16 protein-coding genes and 3 pseudogenes are annotated in these 22559 nt (G+C 71.8%); 12 read left to right on the top strand and 7 right to left on the bottom strand.

Features of this window, described 5'->3' with window-relative positions; translation table 11 throughout:
• Nucleotides 1–271 precede the first annotated feature (271 nt).
• The 3 genes from ACZ7GZ_RS25940 to ACZ7GZ_RS25930 form a co-directional block, all read right to left on the bottom strand.
• Nucleotides 272–1039 carry an enoyl-CoA hydratase/isomerase family protein gene (locus ACZ7GZ_RS25940; RefSeq protein WP_471027737.1) on the bottom strand — a complete coding sequence of 256 codons (768 nt, stop codon included), beginning with the start codon at nucleotides 1037–1039 and terminating at the stop codon, nucleotides 272–274.
• A gap of 77 nt (nucleotides 1040–1116) precedes the next feature.
• The gene (locus tag ACZ7GZ_RS25935; RefSeq protein WP_471027735.1) at nucleotides 1117–2343 is read right to left on the bottom strand and encodes a L,D-transpeptidase; all 1227 of its coding nucleotides are present in this window, start codon (nucleotides 2341–2343) and stop codon (nucleotides 1117–1119) included.
• A 155-nt stretch (nucleotides 2344–2498) separates the two neighbouring features.
• Complete coding sequence (locus tag ACZ7GZ_RS25930) at nucleotides 2499–3722, bottom strand: L,D-transpeptidase (RefSeq protein WP_471027733.1); 1224 nt, start codon at nucleotides 3720–3722, stop codon at nucleotides 2499–2501.
• Nucleotides 3723–4010: 288 nt separating this feature from the next.
• Here ACZ7GZ_RS25930 and glgX point away from each other — a divergent pair, with 288 nt between their 5' ends.
• The 5 genes and pseudogenes from glgX to ACZ7GZ_RS25905 all read left to right on the top strand — a co-directional run bounded on the left by glgX (nucleotide 4011) and on the right by ACZ7GZ_RS25905 (nucleotide 9573).
• Nucleotides 4011–6257 (top strand): glycogen debranching protein GlgX, encoded by a 2247-nt coding sequence (gene glgX / locus ACZ7GZ_RS25925; RefSeq protein WP_471027732.1) that lies wholly within the window; start codon nucleotides 4011–4013, stop codon nucleotides 6255–6257.
• A gap of 112 nt (nucleotides 6258–6369) precedes the next feature.
• The gene (locus tag ACZ7GZ_RS25920) at nucleotides 6370–6876 is read left to right on the top strand and encodes a SigE family RNA polymerase sigma factor (RefSeq protein WP_471027731.1); all 507 of its coding nucleotides are present in this window, start codon (nucleotides 6370–6372) and stop codon (nucleotides 6874–6876) included.
• A gap of 9 nt (nucleotides 6877–6885) precedes the next feature.
• Entirely contained in the window at nucleotides 6886–7443 is a 558-nt protein-coding gene (locus ACZ7GZ_RS25915; protein ID WP_471027730.1) for a hypothetical protein, read from the top strand.
• Nucleotides 7444–7543: 100 nt separating this feature from the next.
• Nucleotides 7544–8305 (top strand): annotated as a pseudogene (locus ACZ7GZ_RS25910) (dolichyl-phosphate beta-glucosyltransferase); the annotation flags it as partial.
• Nucleotides 8306–8334: 29 nt separating this feature from the next.
• Nucleotides 8335–9573, top strand: coding sequence for a hypothetical protein (locus ACZ7GZ_RS25905; RefSeq protein ID WP_471027729.1), 1239 nt, complete (start codon nucleotides 8335–8337; stop codon nucleotides 9571–9573).
• A 52-nt stretch (nucleotides 9574–9625) separates the two neighbouring features.
• On the opposite strand, the gene ACZ7GZ_RS25900 is transcribed toward ACZ7GZ_RS25905, so the two are convergent.
• Complete coding sequence (locus ACZ7GZ_RS25900; protein WP_471027728.1) at nucleotides 9626–10579, bottom strand: IS481 family transposase; 954 nt, start codon at nucleotides 10577–10579, stop codon at nucleotides 9626–9628.
• A gap of 180 nt (nucleotides 10580–10759) precedes the next feature.
• Here ACZ7GZ_RS25900 and ACZ7GZ_RS25895 point away from each other — a divergent pair.
• Nucleotides 10760–11062: pseudogene (locus ACZ7GZ_RS25895) on the top strand (twin-arginine translocation pathway signal protein); the annotation flags it as partial.
• A gap of 8 nt (nucleotides 11063–11070) precedes the next feature.
• On the opposite strand, the gene ACZ7GZ_RS25890 reads toward ACZ7GZ_RS25895, so the two are convergent.
• From ACZ7GZ_RS25890 to ACZ7GZ_RS25880, 3 genes are all read right to left on the bottom strand, one after another.
• Nucleotides 11071–11595 carry a hypothetical protein gene (locus ACZ7GZ_RS25890; protein WP_471027727.1) on the bottom strand — a complete coding sequence of 175 codons (525 nt, stop codon included), beginning with the start codon at nucleotides 11593–11595 and terminating at the stop codon, nucleotides 11071–11073.
• A gap of 288 nt (nucleotides 11596–11883) precedes the next feature.
• Nucleotides 11884–13758 carry an ABC transporter ATP-binding protein gene (locus tag ACZ7GZ_RS25885; RefSeq protein WP_471027726.1) on the bottom strand — a complete coding sequence of 625 codons (1875 nt, stop codon included), beginning with the start codon at nucleotides 13756–13758 and terminating at the stop codon, nucleotides 11884–11886.
• Nucleotides 13755–15572: an ABC transporter ATP-binding protein gene (locus ACZ7GZ_RS25880; RefSeq protein ID WP_471027725.1), complete on the bottom strand. Its 1818-nt coding sequence runs from the start codon at nucleotides 15570–15572 to the stop codon at nucleotides 13755–13757. Before ACZ7GZ_RS25880 ends, ACZ7GZ_RS25885 begins: the two co-directional genes overlap by 4 nt.
• Nucleotides 15573–15778: 206 nt before the next feature.
• Between ACZ7GZ_RS25880 and ACZ7GZ_RS25875 the strand changes: the two genes are divergently transcribed.
• From ACZ7GZ_RS25875 to ACZ7GZ_RS25850, 6 genes and pseudogenes are all read left to right on the top strand, one after another.
• Nucleotides 15779–16687: an ABC transporter ATP-binding protein gene (locus ACZ7GZ_RS25875; RefSeq protein ID WP_471027724.1), complete on the top strand. Its 909-nt coding sequence runs from the start codon at nucleotides 15779–15781 to the stop codon at nucleotides 16685–16687.
• The gene (locus ACZ7GZ_RS25870; RefSeq protein WP_471027723.1) at nucleotides 16684–17418 is read left to right on the top strand and encodes an ABC transporter permease; all 735 of its coding nucleotides are present in this window, start codon (nucleotides 16684–16686) and stop codon (nucleotides 17416–17418) included. Before ACZ7GZ_RS25875 ends, ACZ7GZ_RS25870 begins: the two co-directional genes overlap by 4 nt.
• A 25-nt stretch (nucleotides 17419–17443) precedes the next feature.
• Nucleotides 17444–18694, top strand: coding sequence for a sensor histidine kinase (locus ACZ7GZ_RS25865; protein WP_471027722.1), 1251 nt, complete (start codon nucleotides 17444–17446; stop codon nucleotides 18692–18694).
• Nucleotides 18684–19328 (top strand): response regulator, encoded by a 645-nt coding sequence (locus tag ACZ7GZ_RS25860; RefSeq protein WP_471027721.1) that lies wholly within the window; start codon nucleotides 18684–18686, stop codon nucleotides 19326–19328. The genes ACZ7GZ_RS25865 and ACZ7GZ_RS25860 overlap by 11 nt, the downstream gene beginning before the upstream one ends.
• A gap of 126 nt (nucleotides 19329–19454) precedes the next feature.
• Nucleotides 19455–20138, top strand: a pseudogene (locus ACZ7GZ_RS25855) (ATP-binding cassette domain-containing protein); the annotation flags it as partial.
• 240 nt (nucleotides 20139–20378) lie between these two features.
• Entirely contained in the window at nucleotides 20379–22436 is a 2058-nt protein-coding gene (locus ACZ7GZ_RS25850; RefSeq protein ID WP_471027720.1) for a M4 family metallopeptidase, read from the top strand.
• The last annotated feature ends 123 nt before the right edge of the window (nucleotides 22437–22559 follow it).

Below are 22559 nucleotides of genomic sequence, written 5' to 3'. Positions count from 1 at the left end.
TTCCAGAGGAATACGCCCCCCGTGCGCCCCCGCTCTCCGCCCGTCGACCGACATATGCCGACGGCATGTTTCTCGCCAGTACAGCCCGACTGACCTGCGAAGACGACTCACTCCCGGGCAAGCGACAAGCTCCCTCGACCGAGCAGTCTTAAGGCTGCCTTAAGGCTCCCATAAACCGCCCCATCGAGGGACCCGGATGAGACGAGGCGTCAATTACAAGGGGCGGCACAGGAGTTACGGGGAAGTTCACACCGCTGAAGGTCGGCGGAGTTCACAGGAACTTCGCCTTGCCCGGCCCCTCCTCCACGAAGCTGCGCATGCCGCGCTCGCGGTCCTCGGTGGCGAACAGGCCCGCGAACCAGTTGCGTTCGACGGCGAGGCCGGTGTCGATGTCGGTCTCCAGGCCGGTGTCCACCGACTCCTTCGCCGCGCGCAGGGCGATCGCCGGGCCCTGCGCGAGCCTGGCGGCCCAGGCGTGCGCCTGTTCGTACACCTCGGCGGCGGGGACGACCCGGTCCACCAGGCCGATCGCCAGGGCCTCGTCGGCCTTGACCTGGCGGCCCGTGAAGATGAGGTCCTTGGCCCTGGACGGGCCGACCAGCCGGGGCAGCCGCTGGGTGCCGCCGGCGCCCGGGATCAGACCGAGCAGGATCTCGGGCTGGCCGAGCTTGGCGTTGTCGGCGGCGATGCGGTAGTCGGCGCACAGGGCCAGTTCGCAGCCGCCGCCGAGGGCGTAGCCGGTGATGGCGGCGACGACGGGCTTGGGGATGCGGGCCACGGCCGTGAAGGAGTCCTGCAGGGCGCGGGCGCGCAGGACCATCGCGGTGTGGTCCATGTCCTGCATCTCCTTGATGTCCGCGCCCGCCGCGAACACCCGCTCGCCGCCGTAGATCACCACGGCGCGCACGTCGTCGCGGCGCGTGGCCTCCTCGGCGAGCTCCTTCAGCCGGTCCTGGGTGGCGACGTCCAGCGCGTTCATCGGCGGCCGGTCCAGACGCAGGGTTCCGACGCCTTCGGCGACTTCGAGATTCACGGTCATGCAGGCAGGTTAACGGGGATTAACGGCAACGGGCCCGGTGCCGTACCTCACAGCACCGGGCCCTGCGTGTCCGGGGACTACTTCGTCCAGTCCGCCCACGACATGTTCCACCCGTTGAGCCCGTTGGCCGGGTCCACCGTGCGGTCGTGGGAGTTCTTCACGATCACCACGTCGCCGACGAGCGAGTGGTTGAACATCCAGGCGGCCGGGACGGAGCCGTCGTAGCCGCCGCGCACGTCGCGCAGGCCGACACAGCCGTGGCTGGCGTTGTAGTTGCCGAAGGCGTCGCCGCCCCAGTAGTTGCCGTGCAGGAAGGTGCCGGAGGTGGTCAGGCGCATGGCGTGCGGGACGTCCTTGATGTCGTACTCGCCGCCGTAGCCGACGGTCTCGCCGTTCATGCGGGTCACGCTGAGCTTCTCGCTGACGACCATCTGGCCGTTCCAGGTCTCGTAGCCGGGCTTGCCGGTGGTGACCGGGATGGTCTTGATGACCTTGCCGTCCTGGGTGACCTTCATCGTGTGCTTCCTGGCGTCCACGACGGAGACCTGGTTGCGGCCGATGGTGAACCTGACGGTCCTGTGCTGCTTGCCGTAGACGCCGTCGCGGCCCTCGACCCCGTCCAGGTCGAGGTCGACGGTGACCTTGGTGCCTTCCTTCCAGTACTTCTCGGGCCGGAAGTCCAGGCGGTCGTTGCCGAACCAGTGGCCCTCGACGTCGACGGCCGGCTCGGTCTTGATCCTGATGGCCTTCTCGACCGCGCCGGGGTGGGTGATGCCCCGGGTGAAGTTGACGGAGAACGGCATGCCGACGCCGACGGTGGAGCCGTCCTCGGGGGTGAAGGAACCGAGGAAGGTGTTCTTCGGGGTCAGGGTGGTGAAGGAGGAGTCCTCGGCGGCCTCGCGGCCCTCGGGGTCCTTGGCGACCGCGTGCACGGTGTACTTGGTGGAGGCGGCCAGATGGGTCGACGGCGTCCAGGACGCGCCCCCGCCGGTGAGGGTGCCGCCGACCGCCCGGCCCTTGGCGTCCTTGACGGTGACCTCGGTCAGCTTGCCCTTGGCGACGTCCACCTTGAGCGCGCCGCTCGTATCGACGCCGGTGGTACCGGACTTCGGCGATATGGTGACGGCGGCGGTGGACTGCTGCCCCGCCTGCCGGGTGCCGCCGTTGGCGCCCTTGCCCGAGCCCTTGTCCCCGCCCCCGCCGCACGCGGCGAGGGAGAGCACCAGGGCGCCGGCTATGAGAGCCAGCCCCTTACGGCCTCGCCGCCCCGCCACCGACGCCCCCGATACAGGCCGCACGTTCAACGCGTTCTCCCCTCGCCGGACCTGGTCAGGCCCGCCCCACCACACTCGTGCGCGCATATTAACCGCCCGGATTTGAGCGGGGTGTCAGCCGAATGTCACCGTTGCGTCGCAACTTGCGCCTGTCACCGCCGCCCGAACCCCGGCCCCTCACCCGGTCACTTCACCGCGCTGCCCGCCTTCCACTCCTGCCAGGGCATGTTCCAGCCGCCGAGGCCGTTGTCGGGAGCGACCGTCCTGTCCTTGCTGTTGACGACCTCGACGACGTCACCGATGAGGCTGCGGTCGAAGAACCAGCCCGCGGGGGTGTCCGAACTGCCGCCCTTGACGTCCCTCAGGCCCACGCAGCCGTGGCTGATGTTGACGACGCCGGGGGCGTCCGGGTTCCAGTAGTTGCCGTGCAGGAAGGTGCCGGAGTCGGTGAGCCGCATGGCGTGCGGGACGTCGGGGATGTCGTACTCGGCGCCGAGGCCGACCGTGCGGCTGCTCATGCGGGTGACCTCCAGCATGTCCATCACCACCATCTTGCCGTTGTACGTGGGGTGTGTCGGGGCACCCGCGGTGATCGGCACGGTGGCGAGCAGCCGGCCGTCCCGGCGTACCTCCATGGTGTGCTCCTCCGCGTCCACCCTGGAGACCTGGCTGCGGCCGACGGTGAAGGAGAAGGTCTTGTCCTGCAAGCCGTAGACGCCGGGCGCTCCCTGGACGTCCCGCAGGTTCAGGTCGACGGTGACCTCGGTGCCGGGTTTCCAGTACTGCTCGGGGCGGAAGTCCAGGCGGCTCCTGCCGAACCAGTGCGGGCGGATATCGACGGCGGGGCGGGCGCTGACCCGGACGGCGCGTTCGACGGCGGCACGGTTGGCGATCTCCCGGCTGAAGCTGAGGGAGACGATCATGCCGGTGCCGACCGTGGCGCGGTTCTCGGGGGTGACGTAGCCGATGAACCGTTCATCGGGGACAAGGGTGGTGAAGGTGGTGTGCCGGGCCGAGCGGCGACCGCCCGCGTCCCGCGCCACCACGTCGACGGTGTACTTGGCGGCGAGCGCCAGCCGGTCCTGGTCCGGCCGCCAGGTCATGCCGTCCTCGCTGATGCGCCCGGGAACCCGGAAGTCCTGGGCGTCCTGCGATCTCACGACGGTCACCTTCTCCAGGCGCCCGGCGGGCACCCGCACCCGCAGCCGCTGGTCGGGGCGGACGGCCTTGCTGTCGTCGTCGGGGGTGACATGGATGACGTCCTCGGGTGCGGGGGGTTTGCCGAGCGCTCCGCCCAGCCCGAGCGGGCCGGAGCCCCCGGGGGAGCAGCCTGCCAGCAGTGCCGCCGATGTCACCATGGCGGCCAGCGCGACCCACGCGCGCCGCGCGCGTCCTTGTACGTGCCTCACGCGGGACTCAACGACCGGGCACGCTCCGGGGAAACGTGAGTGCGACCCACGCACTGGGCAGAACAGAGGGAAGGACGACACGCTGGGGAGCCACCGCGCCCGCGCCGGAGGGGGCGCCTTCTTGGATCAGATCGGCTGAAAGGGACCACGAAGCGCGATCCAGGGGGCGCCCCCGACCGTCGGGGCGCAGCCGTACCGGGCGGCCGAGGGTGCTGCGGGGCAGCCTCGGCTCTTCGGCACGGCCGGTTGCACCGCCCCGGGGCGAGCCACTGAAAGAGGGGCCGACAGGTGACGAGCGCAGCCGAGCAGCGGGCACCGGCCGGGGAGCCGGCCGCCGGGACCGGGCAGCAGCCGGCCGTGGTGAACGGCGCCCGGCGCGCCGCGGTGCCGGCCCCCGTGGTGTGGCCGGGCGCCCCGACGCCGCTGGGCGCACGGTTCCGGGTCGGCCCGGACGGGGTCGCGGGCACCAACTTCGCGCTGTGGGCGGGCGGGGCCGAGGCGGTCCGGGTCTGCCTGTTCGACGAGCGGGGGCGGGAGACCCAGGTCGCGCTGACCGAACTGACGCACGAGATCTGGCACGGCTTCGTCCCGGGCGTGATGCCGGGTCAGCGCTACGGCTACCGGGTGGACGGCCGCTGGGACCCGTGGACCGGCGCCCGCTGGAACCCGGCCAAGCTGCTGCTGGACCCGTACGCGCGGGCCGTGGACGGGGAGTTCGGGCTGCCGCCGGAGGTGTACGGGCACGTGCGGGACTGGCCCGAGCAGTACGTCGCCGACACCGTGCGGGACGACCGGGACTCGGCGCCGTACGTCCCGAAGGGGGTCGTCGTCGACGATGACGACGACTGGGAGGACGACCGCCGGCCGAAGACCCCGTGGGCCGACTCCGTCATCTACGAGCTGCACGTGCGCGGCTTCACGAAGCTGCACCCGGACATCCCGGAGGACCTGCGCGGCACCTACGCGGGCCTGGCGCACCCGGCGGCGATCGCGCACCTGGTGAGACTGGGCGTGACGGCCGTCGAACTGCTCCCGGTGCACCAGTTCGCGCACGAGGACCACCTGCTGCGCCGGGGCCTGCGCAACTACTGGGGCTACAACTCCATCGGCTACTTCGCCCCGCACGCCGCCTACGCGGCCTCCGGTACGACGGGTCAGCAGGTCGGCGAGTTCAAGCGGATGGTGCGCGCGCTGCACGCGGCCGGCATCGAGGTCATCCTCGACGTGGTCTACAACCACACGGCGGAGGCGGGCGAACTGGGCCCGACCCTGTCCCTGAAGGGCATCGACAACCGCGGCTACTACCGCCTGCAGGACGACACCCGCCGGTACGCCGACTACACCGGCTGCGGCAACACCCTGCATGTCGTCCAGCCCCAGGTGCTGCGCCTGATCACCGACTCGCTGCGCTACTGGGTGACCGAGATGGGCGTGGACGGCTTCCGTTTCGACCTCGCGGCGGCGCTGGCCCGCTCGATGCACGACGTCGACATGCTCTCCCCGTTCCTGGCCGTCATCGCCCAGGACCCGGTGCTGCGCCGGGTGAAGCTGATCGCCGAGCCCTGGGACATCGGCTCGGGCGGCTACCAGGTGGGCGCCTTCCCTCCCCTGTGGACCGAGTGGAACGACCGCTACCGCAACGCGGTCCGGGACTTCTGGCGGCACGCCCTGCCGGACGTCCGTGAGATGGGTTACCGGCTGTCCGGCTCCAGCGACCTGTACGCCTGGGGCGGCCGCCGCCCGTACGCCTCGGTCAACTTCGTCACCGCGCACGACGGGTTCACCCTGCGCGACCTGGTGTCGTACGGGCGCAAGCACAACGAGGCCAACGGCGAGGGCAACCGCGACGGCACCGACGACAACCGCTCCTGGAACTGCGGGGCGGAGGGCGAGACGGACGACGAACGGGTACGGGCCCTGCGCCGCCGTCAGCTGCGCAACCTCCTCACCACGCTGCTGCTGTCCACCGGCGTGCCCATGCTGGTGGCCGGCGACGAACTCGGGCGCACCCAGCGCGGCAACAACAACGCCTACTGCCAGGACAACGAGATCGGCTGGCTGGACTGGTCCCTGCTGGACGACCCGGCCTGGCGGCCCCTGTTCGAGCTGACCTCCCGGCTGATCGCCCTGCGCCACCGGCACCCGGTGCTGCGCCGCCGTGCCTTCTTCTCCGGCCGCGCCCACTCGGCGGACGGGCTGCGCGACCTGGCCTGGTTCACCTCGCGGGGCGCGGAGATGACCGAGGGCGACTGGTACGCCCCCGCGGCCACGCTCGGCATGTACCTCTCCGGCCGGGACATCCCGGGCCGGGACGAGCGGGGCGCACCGGTCACGGACGACAGCTTCCTCGCGATCCTGCACGCGGGCGACGGCCCGACGGGCTTCGTCCTGCCGGGGCCGCCGTGGGCCGAGCGGTACGAGGTGGTCGTGGACACCTCACGGGAGGACCAGTCGCAGGCCCCGGGTACGGTCCACCCGGCGGGCGCGGAGGTCACCGTGCCGGAGCGGGCGGTGCTGCTGCTGAGGGTGGTCTGAGCCTGTGTGAGAGCTGCGCGTGACACGGATCACTCTCGCCGAGTGCAGCGTTCCCGGGGGTTCAGGGCCTTTCTCCCGGTGTAGACAGCCGGCGAGAACGGGGACCGTGAGGATGGAGCAGACTCGGGCCGGTGAGTACGACGCGTTCGTGGCGGCCCGCTGGTCGGTGTTGTTCCACCTGGCCCGTCTGCTCACCGGAGGGGATCGGCACCGGGCCGAGGACCTGTTGCAGGAGTCCTTGGTCAAGCTGTGGTTCGTCTGGCCGAAGGTCGCCGACGAGGCGCCGGAGGCGTATGTGCGCAAGGTGCTGGCGCGCGCCGCGGCCCGCTCGGCCCGGCGGCGCTGGTGGGGCGAGCGGCCCGTGGAGGAGCTGCCCGAGGTGGCGGCGGCCGGCGACGTGTCCGCGACGGTCGCCGAGCGCTCCCGGCTGGAGGCGGCGCTCGCGCAGCTGAGCCCGCAGCAGCGTGCCTCCGTGGTCCTGCGCTACTACCAGGACCTGCCCGACCGGCAGGTCGCGGAGATTCTGGGCTGCCCGGTGGGCACCGCCCGGTCCCATGCCGCGCGCGGGGTGGCCCGGCTGCGCCGGCTGCTGGGCGACGTCATCGAACAGGTGGGGTGAGGGGGACCCGTGAAGCACTTGGACGACACCGAGCACATGGATCACTTCGAGCGGCAGCTGGCCCGGCTGATGCACAGCACGCCGGAACCGGTGTGCTACGAACCCCGGCACCGTGAGGCGCTGCGCGCGGGCGTGCGGACGCGGCGCCGGGTGCGTGCGGTGCGCCGGGCGGCCGGTTCCGTGCTGGCGGTGGCCGGGCTCGGCCTCGGTCTGTTCCTGTGGCCGCACGGCCACACCGACGACCGGCCCAGCGCCCCCCGCCCCCGGCCGGCGACCAGCCCGACACCCGTCCCGGCCATCTCGCCGACCACGTCCCCGAGCACGTCGGAGCCGCCGAGCGGGCCGCCGTCGTCGTTCGCGACGGACTCCGCTCCCCCGGACCCGACCTCGACGACGTCCAGCCCGCCCGGTGCGGACGGGAGTTCCGCCACGGCCACACACGAGCCGCCGCCCGCCACGCCCACCGCGCCGGACACCGCCACCACCACACCACCGGTCTCCACGACGGTGAGCGCACCGGCCGGGCCCTCGGACGACCCCTCGTCGGTGATCAGCCCCTCCGGCTGACCCGCACCTTCCCTCCGCCCCGCGTGCCTTCGGCATGCCCGACGAACAGCAACAAACGGGGAATAACATGATGAAACTGCGAACGGGCCGACTGCCGGCCATGACATCCGCGCCCGGGCGCGCCCCGCTGCCGAAGCAGGTGCCGACGCGGTCCGGGGAGCCCGTCCTGGACCTGGCCGTACCGGTGTACAACGAGGAGAAGGACCTGGAGCCGAACGTCCGGCGGCTGCACGCGCATCTCGGGGACACCTTCCCCTACCCGTTCCGGATCACCATCGCCGACAACGCGAGCACCGACGGCACCCCGCACATCGCCGCCCGGCTCGCCGAGGAACTGCCCGAGGTGGTCTCGCTGCGGCTGCCGGTCAAGGGCCGTGGCCGGGCACTCAGGGAGGCCTGGTCGGGGTCGCGGGCGCCCGTGCTGGCATACCTCGACGTGGACCTGTCCACCGGGCTCGCGGCGCTGCTGCCGCTGGTCGCGCCGCTGATATCCGGCCACTCCGACCTGGCCATCGGTACCCGGCTCGCGCCGGGGGCGCGGGTGGTCCGCGGGCCCAAGCGCGAGGTCATCTCCCGCTGTTACAACATGCTGCTGCGCTGCACGCTCGCCGTCGGCTTCTCCGACGCGCAGTGCGGCTTCAAGGCGGTGCGCCGTGAGGCCGCCGAGCGGCTGCTGCCACTGGTGCGGGACGGGGAGTGGTTCTTCGACACCGAGCTGCTGGTGCTGGCCGAGCGGGCGGGCCTGAGGATCCACGAGGTCCCGGTGGACTGGGTCGACGATCCCGACAGCAGCGTCGACATCGTCGCCACCGCGCTGGCCGACCTGCGCGGGATCGCAAGGATGCGGCGGACGCCGGCCCTCCGCCGCCCCCGGACCGGGCCGGCCGCCTCATGACGGGCACGCTGCCCCGGGCTCCGGCCCCCGCCGCACGGCCCGCCTCCATCGCCCGGCTGCGGGCCGCCGCCCGCCGGCACGGCCCCGTGCTCGCCCTGTTCGGTGCGCTGAAGCTGGCCGGTTTCTGCTCCTTCATGTACCTGCTGTCCTCCGCCGGGGACTACCGCACCAAGGACCCCCGGTTCGGTGGCGGGGCACACGCCTGGGACGTGCTGGCCACCTGGGACGGCTGGTGGTACCGGCAGATCGCCCTGCACGGCTACGACCCGAAGCTCGTCCACGTCCCCGGCGCCACCGGAATGATCACTCTGGAGGGCAACTCGGCGGCGTTCTTCCCGCTGTATCCGGCGCTGATGCGGATGGTCATGGCCGTCACCGGGCTCGGCTCGTACGGCGCGGGCCTGCTGGTGTCCATCCTCGCCTCGTTCGCCGCCGCCCTCGGCGTCTACGCGGTCACCGAGCGGTTCGGCGGGCGGCGGGCCGGGTTCGCCGCGGCCGGGCTGTGGGCGGTGTGGCCGGGCTCGGGCGTGGAGTGGGCCGTCTACTCCGACTCCCTCTATGTGGCCCTGGCCGCCTGGACCTGTTACGCCGTCATGACCCGCCGCTGGCTGACCGCCGGTGTCCTCTGTTTCGCGGCGGGCCTGAACCGGCCCACGGCCGCCGCACTGATCGCCGGGCTGGGCGTCGCCGCGCTGCTCGCGCTGCGCCGCCGCGAGGAGGACACCCTGCGCCCGCTGCTCGCGGCGGCCCTAGCCCCGCTCGGGTTGTTCGGCTACCTCCTGTGGGTCGGCAACCGCATGGGCGATCTGACCGGCTACTTCAGGCTGCAGTCGGGCGCCTGGGCGCACAGCTTCGACTACGGCAGGCAGACCCTGGACGTGCTGACGTCCGTACCAGTGGGCAAGTTCGACTATCTCTTCGCGTATCCGTTCGCGGACGTCATCGCGGTCGGCGTCATCCTGCTCGCCTGCGCGCTGCTGCCGCTGCTGCCGCGGCTGCGCCCGCCGGCGGTGCTGGTCGTGTACACCGTCCTCACCCTCGCGCTGGTCCTCGGCAGTCAGCAGATCGTCGCCAACATCTCCCGGTACCTGCTGCCCTGCTTCCCGCTGTTCCTGCCGCCCGCGGTGGCGATGCGCCGGCTGAGCCTGCCCGTGCAGTGCACCCTGCTCGGCATCGCGGCACTCGCCTCCGGGTCGTACGCCGGGTACGCGCTCTTCGAGCTGGGGGTACCGTGATCCCGCCTGCCCCGACCCGGACGAGGGCGACGCCGAGTAACAAGGACCTGCGCTAGTTGTATTGCCCTGAGAGGTTGGGGACGCGGCTGGCGGGCGGTTTGCCTGCGAGCGCGGTGTGTCCGCGGTGGTGATTGTAGGTGTGCAGCCAGCTGGGGAAGGCGTTGCGTCGTTCGGTCTCTGAGCGGTAGGGGCGGGCGTATGCCCACTCCTCCAGCAGGGTGCGGTTGAAGCGTTCGACCTTGCCGTTCGTCTGGGGCCGGTAGGGCCGGGTCCGTTTGTGGGCGATCCCGGCCACGGCGAGGGCATCACTCCAGTCTCGGGAGCGGTAGCAGGCTCCGTTGTCGGTCAGGACCCTTTCGACGGTGATCCCGCAGGCGTCGAAGAACGCCTGGGCCCGGGTCCAGAAGGCCGTGGCGGTTTCCTTCTTCTCGTCGGTGAGGATCTCGCTGTAGGCCAGGCGGGAATGGTCGTCGACGGCGGTGTGCAGGTAGCTGTAGCCGGCGTTCGAGCGGGTCTTGCGGCCGGCCTGCCGGCCCAGGGTTTTGTGGCCGCCGCCGTCGGGGATGTTGCCGAGCTTCTTGATGTCGACGTGGACCAGGTCGCCGGGCCTGTCGCGTTCATAGCGGCGTATGGCACGGCCGGTGGCCCGGTCCAGGTGGGCGAGGCGGGCCAAGCCGTAGCGGGTCAGCACGCGATGCACGGTCGAGGGCACCAGCCGCAGCAGGCCCGCGATGCGGGCTGGTCCCCAGCGACGCAGGAGGCGGACCTTGATGATCCGCCGCTCGGTGCGGGTCGGGGTGCGGCGCGGGCTGGTGCGGGGACGGCTGGAGCGGTCGGTCATGCCTGCCTCGCCGAGGCGGCGGTAGCGGCCGGCCCAGCGCTGGGCCGTAGTCGCCGAGACCTGGAAGCGTTCGGCGGCCCGGCGCAGTGGCCAGTTGTCCTCGACCACGCAGCGGGCCAGACGCAGACGGCCGGTCTCGGTCAGAGGTGCATTACGGTGTGGCACGAGGGCCTTTCTGTTGCTGGTGCAGATGTCGCAATCCACACCAGGCCAGAAGGCCCTCACCCATTTCAAGATCGATCAGCCGTGAACCCTGTCACCGTCCACAACCTCCCCGGACAGAACAGCTAGTGCACGACCGTCCTGACCGAGCGGGCCGTGGAGCACGTCGGCCGCAGGCATCTCGCCCGACCGGACCGCGACCCTGCCTGCCCGCTCGACGGCACGGGCCTCGTCGGCTACCTCCTGCGCGGTGAGCGGCTCCCCGAACGGGACCTGTTCTGGCGGGTGCGGGCGAACCGCGCGCTGTGCCGCGGGGACTGGAAGCACCACCAGGACGCCAACGGCACCGACCGCCTCCACAACCTCGCCGAGGACCTGCGCGAACAGGCCGACCTGGCCCCGGACCGCCCGGAGTCGCCGGCCGAACCGAAGGGAGCGTGGGAGAGGATCGCGGCGGACCTGCCGCCCTGTCCTCCCCCACGCTGAGTGACCGCTCAGCTCAGGCCGAGGCTGGAGAGCGCGGTCGTCCAGTCGGTCATGACGGCGTTCTGGGCGTCGGTGAGGCTGACGTCACCGGCGCAGACGGCCTTCTTGAGCTTGTTCTCGACGGTGTCCTTGTCCGAGGAGGCCTCGTCGCCGTAGTGCGGCTCGGGCCAGAGGTTCTCCTCGCTCCTCGGGGCGCCGCCGAGTTCGAGCGGGACGAAGTGGTCCTCCTCGTAGTCCGAGGGGTTGGTGTCGGAGTAGCCGTACTCGACGATCTGCTTCTTCTTCAGCGCGGTGGTGTAGGAGCTGGGCGGCCGTACGGTCGCGGTCCAGCCGGAGACGCAGATGGTGGAGTCGATGGTGTCCTGGGTGACGTCGGGGTTGAGGGCCCCGGGCGTGCAGGAGGGGTCGGGCAGGGGGAGGTAGTCCTGGCTGCAGCCGGCGGCGTGGGCGGTGCCGGTGGTGACGGTGAGGCCCGCGGCGGCGAGGGCGAGGGTGGAGAGGGCGGTCACCAGGGGGCGCGGTATTCGGGACATGTGGGGGTCTCCCGGTGCGGTGCCCGGCAGAGATTCCGGGCGGTCGTGAGCATGACAGCACCGGTGTCATCTATGCGAGTAGACCCCTTTGCCCGACCGAGGGCACCTTTGGTTGAACGTTTATCCGCTGGAGAGCGGCGGGAGACGAGGTGTTGACGCGGCCTTGACACGGCGTCCATGACGGGCCGGCGAGGGCCCGGAGGGCGACCCGGCAGAGGGCATGACGGCTCGTGAACCACCCACCATAGCCCGCGTGAACGCTCGCTGAACCGGAGCCCCCGGACCGGTTCAGGCCAGGCTGTCCCGCCATGCCTTGTGGAGGTCCGCGAACCGGCCCGTCCCGGCGACGAGTTCGCCGGGACGGCCGTCCTCGACGATCCGGCCGTGCTCCATCACCAGGACCCGGTCCGCGATCTCCACGGTGGACAGCCGGTGCGCGATCACCACCGCCGTACGGCCCCGCAGCACCGTCGCCATGGCCCGCTGCACGGCCCGCTCCCCCGGGACGTCCAGGGAACTGGTCGCCTCGTCCAGGATCAGCACCGCCGGGTCGGCGAGCAGCGCCCGGGCGAAGGCGACCAGCTGGCGCTGCCCGGCGGAGATACGCCCGCCGCGCTTGCGCACGTCCGTGTCGTAGCCGTCGGGCAGCGCGCTGACGAACTCGTGCGCGCCGATCGCCTTCGCCGCCCGCTCGATCTCCTCGCGGGTGGCGTCGGGCCGGCCGATGGCGATGTTGTCCGCGACCGTGCCGGAGAACAGGAACGCCTCCTGGGTCACCATGACCACCCCGCGCCGCAGTTCGGGCACGGGCAGCTCGCGCAGATCCACCCCGTCCAGCAGCACACGGCCGTCGGAGGGGTCGTAGAAGCGGGCCAGGAGCTTGGCGAGGGTGGACTTGCCCGCGCCCGTGGAACCGACCACGGCGACCGTCTGCCCGGCGGGCAGGGTCAGATCGAAGCGGGGCAGCACCTCGCCGCCCGTGCGGTAGGCGAAGCGGACGCCGTCGAAGACGACCTCACGTCCCGGCAAGCCGCACTTCAGGGGCGGGAGTTCGCGCGGCTGTGCCGGCTCCGGCACGGACGGGGTCTGCGCCAGCAGCCCGGCGATCTTCTCCAGGGAGGCCGCCGCGGACTGGTAGGAGTTGAGGAACATCCCCAGCCGGTCGATCGGGTCGTACAGGCGGCGCAGATAGAGGACGGAGGCCGCCAGCACGCCCAGTTCCAGCGAGCCGGTCGCCACCCGGTAGGCGCCCCACAGCACGATCCCCGCGACCGCCGTGTTGGCCACCAGCCGCGAGCCGACCACATAGCGGGCCATCTCCAGCAGGGCGTCCCCGTTCGTCCGCTCGTGCCGCCGGTTCAGCACGGCGAACTCGGCGTCGTTCGCGGCCTCGCGGCGGAAGGCGCGCACCGGACGGATGCCGTTCATCGTCTCCACGAACTTCACGATCACCGCAGCGATCGCCGTGGACCGCGCCCGGTACACCCGGCCCGCCCGCCGCTGGTAGAGCCGGACGAGCAGGTACAGCGGCACCAAGGAGGCCACCGCTACCGCACCCAGGCCGAGGTCCAGCCACAGCAGCGTCGCCGAGATGTAGACGAAGGACAGCACGACGGTCACCAGCTCCTGCAGCCCGTCGTTCAGCAGCTCGCGCAGCGACTCGACGTCCGTCGTGGAGCGGGAGATCAGCCGGCCCGACGTGTAGCGCTCGTGGAAGTCGATGCTCAGTGCCTGCGCGTGCCGGAAGATCCGGCCCCGCAGATCGAGCAGCACGTCCTGGCTGACCCGGGCGGAGGCCTCGATGAACGCGCACTGCAGCAAGCCGGACAGCAGCGCGCACAGCAGATAGCCGACGGCCACGGCGACCAGCGGGCCGTGGCGGTGGTCCCGGAACGCCGGTACGGCGGTGTCGATGGCGTACGCCACCAGCAGCGGGCCCGCCTGCGCCACGGCCTGCTGCAGCAGCAGAAGGAGGGTGGTGAGGGCGGCCCTGCCCTTCAGGGGCGCGAGCAGGGAGCGCAGCAGGACGGCCGTGGCACCGGGCGGGGCGGGCAGCACGTCCCGGTCGAAGACGTCGCCGGGCTCGCTGCCGCCCCCGGCGCCGGGCGGGCCGGGGAGTTCGCCGTCCTCGGCCGTGGGGGTGGAGGCGGTCGTGGTGGTCAACGTGGGTCCTCCTCGTGCCCGGACATCAGATGCGCGTACTCGGCGTTGCTGTGCAGCAGTTCCTGGTGGGTGCCGACGGCGGCGATCTTGCCGTCCGCGAGCAGGGCGACCCGGTCGGCGAGCAGCACCGTCGACGGGCGGTGGGCCACGATCAGCGCGGTGGTGTCGGCGAGGACCTGCCGCAGCGCGGCCTCCACGGCCGCCTCCGTGTGCACGTCCAGGGCGGACAGCGGGTCGTCCAGCACCAGGAACTCCGGTCTGCCGACCACCGCCCGGGCCAGCGCGAGGCGTTGGCGCTGGCCGCCGGAGAGGCTGAGGCCGTGCTCGCCCACGCGGGTGTCGGTGCCCTGCGGGAGGGCGTGCGCGAAGTCGGCCTGCGCCACGGCGAGCGCGCGGTCGAGGTCCGCCCTTCCCGCGCCGTCCGCTGCGCCCATCAGCACGTTCTCGCCGACGCTCGTGGAGAACAGGGTGGGTTCCTCGAAGGCCACGGCGACCTTCGCGCGCAGTTCCTCGCGGGGGATGGCGGTGATGTCGACGCCGTTCAGGGTGATACGGCCGGAGGTGACCTCGTGCAGACGGGGGACGAGGGCGGTGAGGGTGGTCTTGCCGCTGCCGGTGGCACCGACCAGGGCCATGGACTCGCCGGGGCGGACGTGGAGGTCTATGTGGGTGAGGAGGGGTGGGGAGTCGGGGGGCGCGTCGGGGTAGCGGAACTGGACGTTCTCGAACAGAAGTCCCTTCGTGGCCGCGGCGGCACGGGTGGGCGCGGCGGCACCCCGCCGGCGCGGGTCAGCGTCCCCACCTCCGGCCGGCGACTCCTCCGGCACCTCGTCCAGCACCTCGAAGTACCGCTCCGTCGCCGTCGCCGCCTCCTGGCTCATCGCCAGCAGGAACCCGATCGAGTCCACCGGCCACCGCAGAGCGAGCGCCGTACTCAGAAAGGCCACCAGTGTGCCCGCCGACAGGTCACCGTCGGCCACCCGGACCGCGCCCAGCACCAGCGCCGCCCCGATAGCCAGCTCCGGCAGCGTCACCATGACACCCCAGATGGCGGCCAGCAGCCGCGCCTTGCGCAGCTCCGTGCCGCGCAGGGTGACCGACAGCTCGCGGAACGCCCGCGCCTGGCTGCGGTGCCGGCCGAAGCCCTTGATGATGCGGATGCCGAGCACGCTCTCCTCGACCACCGTCGTCAGGTCACCGACCTGGTCCTGCGCCCGCCGGGCCACCTCGGCGTACCGCCGCTCGAAGACCGCGCAGGTCCACATCACGGGTATCGCGGGACCGAGGATGACCAGGCCCAGCACCCAGTCCTGCATCAGCATGATCACCACGCCGACGAGGATCGTGACGCCGTTGACCAGCAGGAACGTCAGCGGGAAGGCGAGGAACTGACGCAGCAGCATCAGGTCCGTCGTGGCCCGCGACAGCAGCTGGCCGGAGGCCCAGCGGTCGTGGAAGGCGACGGGCAGCCGCTGCAGATGCCGGTAGAGCCCCGCCCGCATCTCCGCCTCGACGTGCGACAGCGGCCGGGCCACCAGCCAGCGCCGGACGCCGAACAGGACCGCCTCGGCGATGCCGAGGAGGAGCAGCCACAGCGCACCGAGCCAGACTCCCGCCGGGTCCCGGTCGGCGACCGGCCCGTCCACCATCCACTTGAGGACGAGCGGGATCACCAGCCCGGCGCAGGAGGCGACGATCGCGACGAACGCGGCCGTGCCCAACCGCGCCCGCACGGGGCGGACGTACGGCCACAGACGCAGCAGCGTGCGTACGGCGGAACGGTCGGTCTCGGTGGTTGCACGTGTCGTGGGCATCACCGCGAGCGTACGGACCGGCACTGACATCGCCCACTGGGTTTCGGCCGGACCCCGGTCCGCCCTCGCTCCTACGACCTGCGTGTTCGACCCCTCGCACACGGATTGCGCGCAAGGGTCGTAGGCGGGCGTCAACCGATCGGACGATGCCGCTTCGAGCGGGCCGGCCGATGTGGCGGACCCCGCCCGACCGGGATTCTCAGGGCATGCCATCAGTCATCGAAGTCACCGATCTCCGAAAGTCGTACGGCGGCCGGGCCGTCGTCGACGGTGTCTCCTTCGCCGTCGAGGAGGGCGAGATCTTCGGGATCCTCGGCCCGAACGGCGCCGGCAAGACCACCACCGTGGAGTGTGTCGAGGGCCTGCGGGTGCCCGACGCCGGCCGGATCCGGGTCGCCGGGTACGACCCCGTCGCCGGCCATGACGAGGTCGCCGGGATCCTCGGCGCCCAGCTCCAGCAGAGCGAGCTGCAGCCCAAGCTGACCGTGCGCGAGGCGCTGGAGCTGTACGCCTCCTTCCACCCGGACGCGGCCGACTGGCGGCCACTCGCCGAACGCCTCGGTCTCGCCCCGAGGCTCGGCACCCGGTTCGCCAAGCTGTCCGGCGGGCAGCGGCAGCGGCTCTTCATCGCGCTGGCGCTGATCGGGAACCCGCGGGTGGTGGTGCTGGACGAGCTGACCACCGGCCTGGATCCGCGCGCCCGCCGCGACACCTGGCAGCTCATCGAGGACGTCCGCGCGAGCGGGGTCACCGTGCTGCTCGTCACCCACTTCATGGAGGAGGCGCAGCGGCTCTGCGACCGCATCGCGGTGATCGACAAGGGACGGGTCGCGGCGCTGGACACCCCGGCCGGGCTCATCCGCCGGTCGGCGGGCGCCACCGTCATCAGCTTCACCCCGTCGGCCCCGCTGGACGACCACGACCTCACCACTCTCCCGGCCATCGCCTCGGTCGAGCGCAAGGACGGCCGGATCACGCTCTCCGGCACCGACGAGACCGTGAACGCGGTCATCACCCTGCTCGCCCGCCACCGCGTCACCGCCCACCAGTTGCGCGTCACCGACGCCACCCTCGACGACGCGTTCCTCGACCTGACCAAGGAGGCCGCGGCATGAACACCGCTGTCCTGCGCACCGAGTTCCGGCTGTTCCGCCGGGAACCCGGCGCCGTGTTCTGGATCTTCCTGTTCCCGACCCTGCTGCTGGTGATCCTCGGCTCGATCCCGTCGTTCCGGGAGGCCGACACGTCGCTCGGCGGGCTGCGGCCGGTCGACGCCTACGTGCCCATCGCCGTACTGATCGCCCTGATCATGTCCGGTGTGCAGTCGCTGCCCCAGGCCCTGACCGGCCACCGGGAGCGGGGCATCCTGCGCCGGATGCGGCTCACCCCCGTACGGCCCTCGGCTCTGCTGTCCGCGCAGATGGTCGTGCAGGGCACGGTGGCGCTGGCCTCGGCCCTGCTCGCGCTCGCCGTCGGCCGCCTCGCCTTCGGCGTGACGCTGCCCGAGCAGCCGGCCGGGTACCTGCTGGCGCTGCTCCTCGCGACGGCGGCGGCCCTCGCCCTCGGCTCCGTCGTCTCGGCGCTGTCCCGCACCACGAGGATCGCGAGCGCGATCGGCTCGGCGGTGTTCTTCCCGATGATGTTCTGCGCGGGCGTCTGGCTGCCGGTGCAGCAGATGCCGCACACGCTGGCCCGTGTGGTGCAGCTGACCCCGTTCGGCGCGGCGGCCCGCGCCCTGGGCGAGGCGGCGGCCGGGGACTGGCCCGGCTGGGACCACCTGGGCGTGCTCGCCGGCTGGACGGTGCTGCTGACGGCGGGGGCGGCGCGCTGGTTCCGCTGGGAGTGAGCGGGCCGTGCCGGAGACTGGGAGCATGACGAACACCCCGCTCCAGCAGTACCGGGCCTCGTTCGACACGTGGGGGCCCTGGGCGCTGCTGGCCGTCGGTGCCGTCGCGACGGCGCTCTCCGCCCGCGCGGTCGGCATGGACCGGCCCGGTATGGTCGTCTGCGCCGTCCTCGTGCCCGCGGCTGTCCTACTGCAGCTGTACTGGGGACGGGTGAGGCGGAAGCGGCCGGACCCGAGCCGGACCGGTGTCTGCCTCTACCTGCTGCGCTGGGCCATCGCCTTCGTACTGACCTGGGCCAACCCGTTCTTCGCCTTCTACGCGGTGACCGGTTACTACACCGCGACCCGGGACCTGCCGGACCGGCTGGTCCTGCCCGGTCTCTTCCTGACCGCCGTCACCATGTCCGGCAGCGAGATCGGCGGCTGGCCGCCACACGGGCTGTTCCTGTGGGTCGGCTTCTTCCTCGTCCTGGCCGTCAACATGGGCATGGTCAGCGTGTTCACCCGGTACGCCCTGCAGGAGCAGGCCCGTTCCATGGTCCAGGCCGAGACCATCGGCGAACTGGAGCGCACCAACATGGCGTTGCAGCAGGCCCTGGACGAGAACGCGGCTCTGCACGCCCAACTCCTGGTCCAGGCGCGGGAGGCGGGCGTCGCCGACGAGCGCCGCCGGCTGGCCGCCGAGATCCACGACACCATCGCCCAGGGCCTGACCGGGATCATCGCCCAGCTCCAGGTCGTGGCGAACGCCCCCGACCTGACCACCGCCCGCACCCACCTGGAGCGTGCCTCCGCGCTCGCCCGGCACAGCCTCGGCGAGGCCCGCCGCTCGGTGCACAACCTCGCCCCGGTCGCCCTGGCCGCCGACGGGCTGCCGGAGGCGCTGAAGAAGACGGTCGCCGAATGGGGTGAACGCACCGGAGTACGCGCCGAGTTCACCGTCACCGGCACCACCGAGCAGCTGCACGACGAGGTCTCGGCGACGCTGCTGCGCATCGCACAGGAGGCCCTGTCCAACGCGGCCCGGCACGCCCGCCCGGCCAGGGTCGGGGTGACCCTGTCCTTCATGGGTGACGAGGTCACGCTGGACATCCGCGACGACGGCACCTGCTTCGACCCGGCCGCCGTACCGGAGCGCACCCGCGGCGGCGGCTTCGGCCTGGACGGCATGCGGGCCCGCGCCGAACGCATCGCGGGCTCGCTCACGGTCGAGTCGGAGCCGGGGAACGGCACGGCGGTGTCGGCTCGCGTACCGTTGGTACGCGATGACCGCTGAAACCCCTGTCTCCCTGCTGATCGTCGACGACCACCCGGTCGTCCGCGACGGCCTGCGCGGCATGTTCGAGTCCGCCCCCGGCTTCACCGTGCTCGGCGAGGCCGCGAACGGCCTGGAGGCGGTCGACCGGGCCGCGGCCCTGGACCCGGACGTCGTCCTGATGGACCTGCGGATGCCCGGCGGCTCCGGCGTGGACGCCATCCGCGAGCTGTCCCGGCGCGGCACCCGGGCCCGGGTTCTCGTACTCACCACCTACGACACCGACTCCGACACCCTGCCCGCGATCGAGGCGGGAGCGACCGGCTACCTCCTCAAGGACGCCCCGCGCGACGAACTCTTCACCGCGGTCCGGGCCGCCGCCGAGGGCCGTACGGTCCTCTCGCCGGCGGTCGCCTCCCGTCTGGTCCACGCGGTCCGCACCCCCCGCCGGCCCGGCGCCGAGCCCCTCTCCGCGCGCGAACGCGAGGTGCTGACCCTGGTCGCCAAGGGCACGTCGAACCGCGAGATCGCCCGCGAGCTGTTCATCAGCGAGGCCACGGTCAAGACCCACCTCACCCACCTGTACGCCAAGCTCGGCGTCAACGACCGCGCGGCGGCGGTGGCGGTGGGGTACGACCGGGGGATCCTGGGCTAGGCCGTGCCCGCGTCCGGCGTACGGACCGGAGGAGGTCCGGTGCAGCCCCGTTAACCGATGGAGCGGGCGTCCCCGCCCCCGACAGGTTCGGCGTTTCCCAGCGGGGCGCGCCGATCGGGGGACGGAGTGGTGGGTCCCTCCGGCGCCGGGAAGACGACGCTGAGCCGGCTGCTCGCGGGTGTCGACCGGCCCGGCACCGGCCCGGTGACGGTGGGCGGGGCGCCGGTCGCCGGTCGCCGAACTGGAGCCGGAGCTGCTGCGCCGCCAGGTGGTCCTGGTGACACAGGAGCACCATGTGTTCCTCGGCACGGTCCGGGACAACCTCCTGATCGCGGAACCGGAGGCCACGGACACCGACCTGTGGGCGGCGCTCGCGGCGGCCGGCGCCGAGGACTGGGTGCGTGAGCTGCCGGACGGCCTCGACCCCCGGCTGGGCACGGGCGGCCGCCCACCGACGGCTCCCAGGCCCGGCAACTCGCCCCGGCCCGTGTGGTGCTCGCCGACCCGCACACCCTGATCCTGGACGAGACCACCGCCCTGCTGGACCCCACGACGGCCCGGCACGCCGAACGCGCGCTCGCCGCCGTCCTCCAGGGCCGTACGGTCATCACCATCGCGCACCGGCCTGCACACGGCCCACGACGCCGACCGGGTGGCGGTCATGGAGAACGACCTCCTGACGAACCGGGCACCCACGAGGACCTGGTGGCCGCCGACGGCGCCTACGCGGCGCTGTGGCGCACCTGGCACGGGGACACCGCCGGGCAGCCCGGGGCGCCGGGCCCCTGCCCCGGTGACCGGTCCGCATAACGAACATGAACATCCGGTCAACGAACCATTTCCGGCCAAGTTTGTGACGCAGTCCTGACAGGTGCGCTGATCCCCTGTCACTCTTCCCTGGCCGACTCACAGCAACCCCACAGCTTCATCTGCTCCGCGTGAGCCGGCCTGCACGTGGTTCCGCGTAACGCCCTGTTCTGCCCGGACGTCCCAACCCACCGTCCGGTCTCCCCTGGCCGCGCGACCCGCGGTCACGCAGAAGGAGTCAGTGTGAGCAGCAGTTCCTCTCGCAGACGCACCTCCCACACAGCACCGCGCCCCACGGCCCACCGCCGCACCGCCACCGTCGCCCTCGCCGGTGTCGCCGCCCTGATCGCCGCCGCCGTCCAGTCCGGCGCGGCCAGCGCCGCACCGGCGAAGCCCCAGCCCGGCAAGGTGAATCCGGCCCACGTGGCCGTCAAGCTCACGCCCTCGCAGCGCGCCGAGCTGATACGCCAGGCCGACTCGGCCCAGGCCGCCACCGCCCGGAACCTCGGCCTCGGCGCCCAGGAGAAGCTGGTCGCCCGGGACGTCGTCAAGGACGCCGACGGCACCCTGCACACCCGCTACGAGCGCACCTACGCCGGCCTTCCGGTGCTCGGCGGCGACCTGGTCGTGGAGTCCAGGTCGGGCAAGACCATGGACGTCGTCAAGGCCACCGGCGCCACGCTGAAGGTCGCCGGTCTCACCCCGGCCGTGTCGAAGGCCGCGGCCCAGAAGCAGGCCGTACAGCGGGCCAAGGCCCTCGGCGGCAGCAGGTCGGCGGCGGACTCCGTGCGCAAGGTGATCTGGGCGGCGAGCGGCAGGCCCGTCCTGGCCTACGAGACGGTCGTCGGCGGTTTCCAGGACGACGGCACCCCCAACCAGCTGCACGTCATCAGCGACGCCGCCACCGGCAAGAAGCTCTACGAGTACCAGGGCATCGAGAACGCGACCGGCACCGGCAACACCCAGTACAGCGGCACGGTCTCGCTGACGACGACCCAGTCGGGCTCGACGTACACGCTCAACGACGGCGACCGCGGCAACCACAAGACGTACAACCTGAACCACGGCTCGTCCGGCACCGGCACCCTGTTCTCGCAGGCCGGCAACACGTGGGGCAACGGCACCACGTCCAACGCGGCCACCGCGGGCGCGGACGCCCACTACGGCGCGGCGGAGACCTGGGACTTCTACAAGAACACGTTCGGCCGCAGCGGCATCAAGAACAACGGCGTGGGCGCGTACTCGCGCGTCCACTACGGCAACTCGTACGTCAACGCCTTCTGGGACGACAGCTGCTTCTGCATGACCTACGGCGACGGCTCGGGCAACGCCGACCCGCTGACCGCCCTCGACGTCGCCGGGCACGAGATGAGCCACGGCGTCACCTCCAACACCGCGGGCCTCGACTACAGCGACGAGTCCGGCGGCCTGAACGAGGCGACCAGCGACATCATGGGCACCGGCGTGGAGTTCTACGCCAACAACTCGACCGACAAGGGCGACTACCTCATCGGCGAGAAGATCAACATCAACGGCGACGGCACCCCGCTGCGCTACATGGACAAGCCCAGCAAGGACGGCGCGTCCAAGGACAACTGGTACTCGGGCCTCGGCGACCTGGACGTGCACTACTCGTCCGGCCCGGCGAACCACTTCTTCTACCTGCTCAGCGAGGGCAGCGGCGCCAAGGTGATCAACGGCGTGAGCTACAACTCGCCGACCGCGGACGGGCTTCCGGTCACCGGCATCGGCCGGGACAAGGCGCTGCAGATCTGGTACCGGGCGCTGACCACCAAGTGGACGTCCACCACCGACTACGCGGGCGCCCGCACCGGCACCCTCGCGGCGGCCGGTGAGCTGTACGGCACCTCCAGCGCCGAGTACAAGGCGGTGCAGGACGCCTGGGCGGGCGTCGCGGTCGGCTCCCGCTCCGGTGGCGGCGGAGGCGGCGGTACGTCGTACGAGAGCAACACCCCGGTGTCCATCCCGGACAACGGGCCGGCCGTCACCTCGAACATCACGGTCTCCGGCAGGAGCGGAAACGCGCCGGGCAACCTTCAGGTGAGCGTCGACATCACGCACACCTGGCGGGGTGACCTGGTGATCGACCTCGTCGGCCCGTCGGGCACCGCGTACCGCCTGAAGAACTTCAGCTCCTCGGACTCGGCGGACAACGTGAAGGAGACGTACACGGTCAACGCCTCCGCGGAACCGGCCAACGGCACCTGGAAATTGAGGGTGCAGGATCAGGCCACCTATGACACCGGAACGGTCAACGGGTGGAAGCTGACGTTCCCGTAAACCGAGCGCCACAGGCCCGGGAACTGGGGGTCGTCCGAAGGTGAGACACCTTCGGGCGGCCCCCGTTAACACACCTGAAACGTTTATCGGACAGTCACCTTTAGGCCAACATCACTTCAGGGC

The sequence above is a fragment of the Streptomyces sp. NPDC037288 genome, from assembly GCF_055603265.1.
Note: the sequence above shows the minus strand (reverse complement) of the source record. Positions and strands in the feature narration are given on the sequence as shown.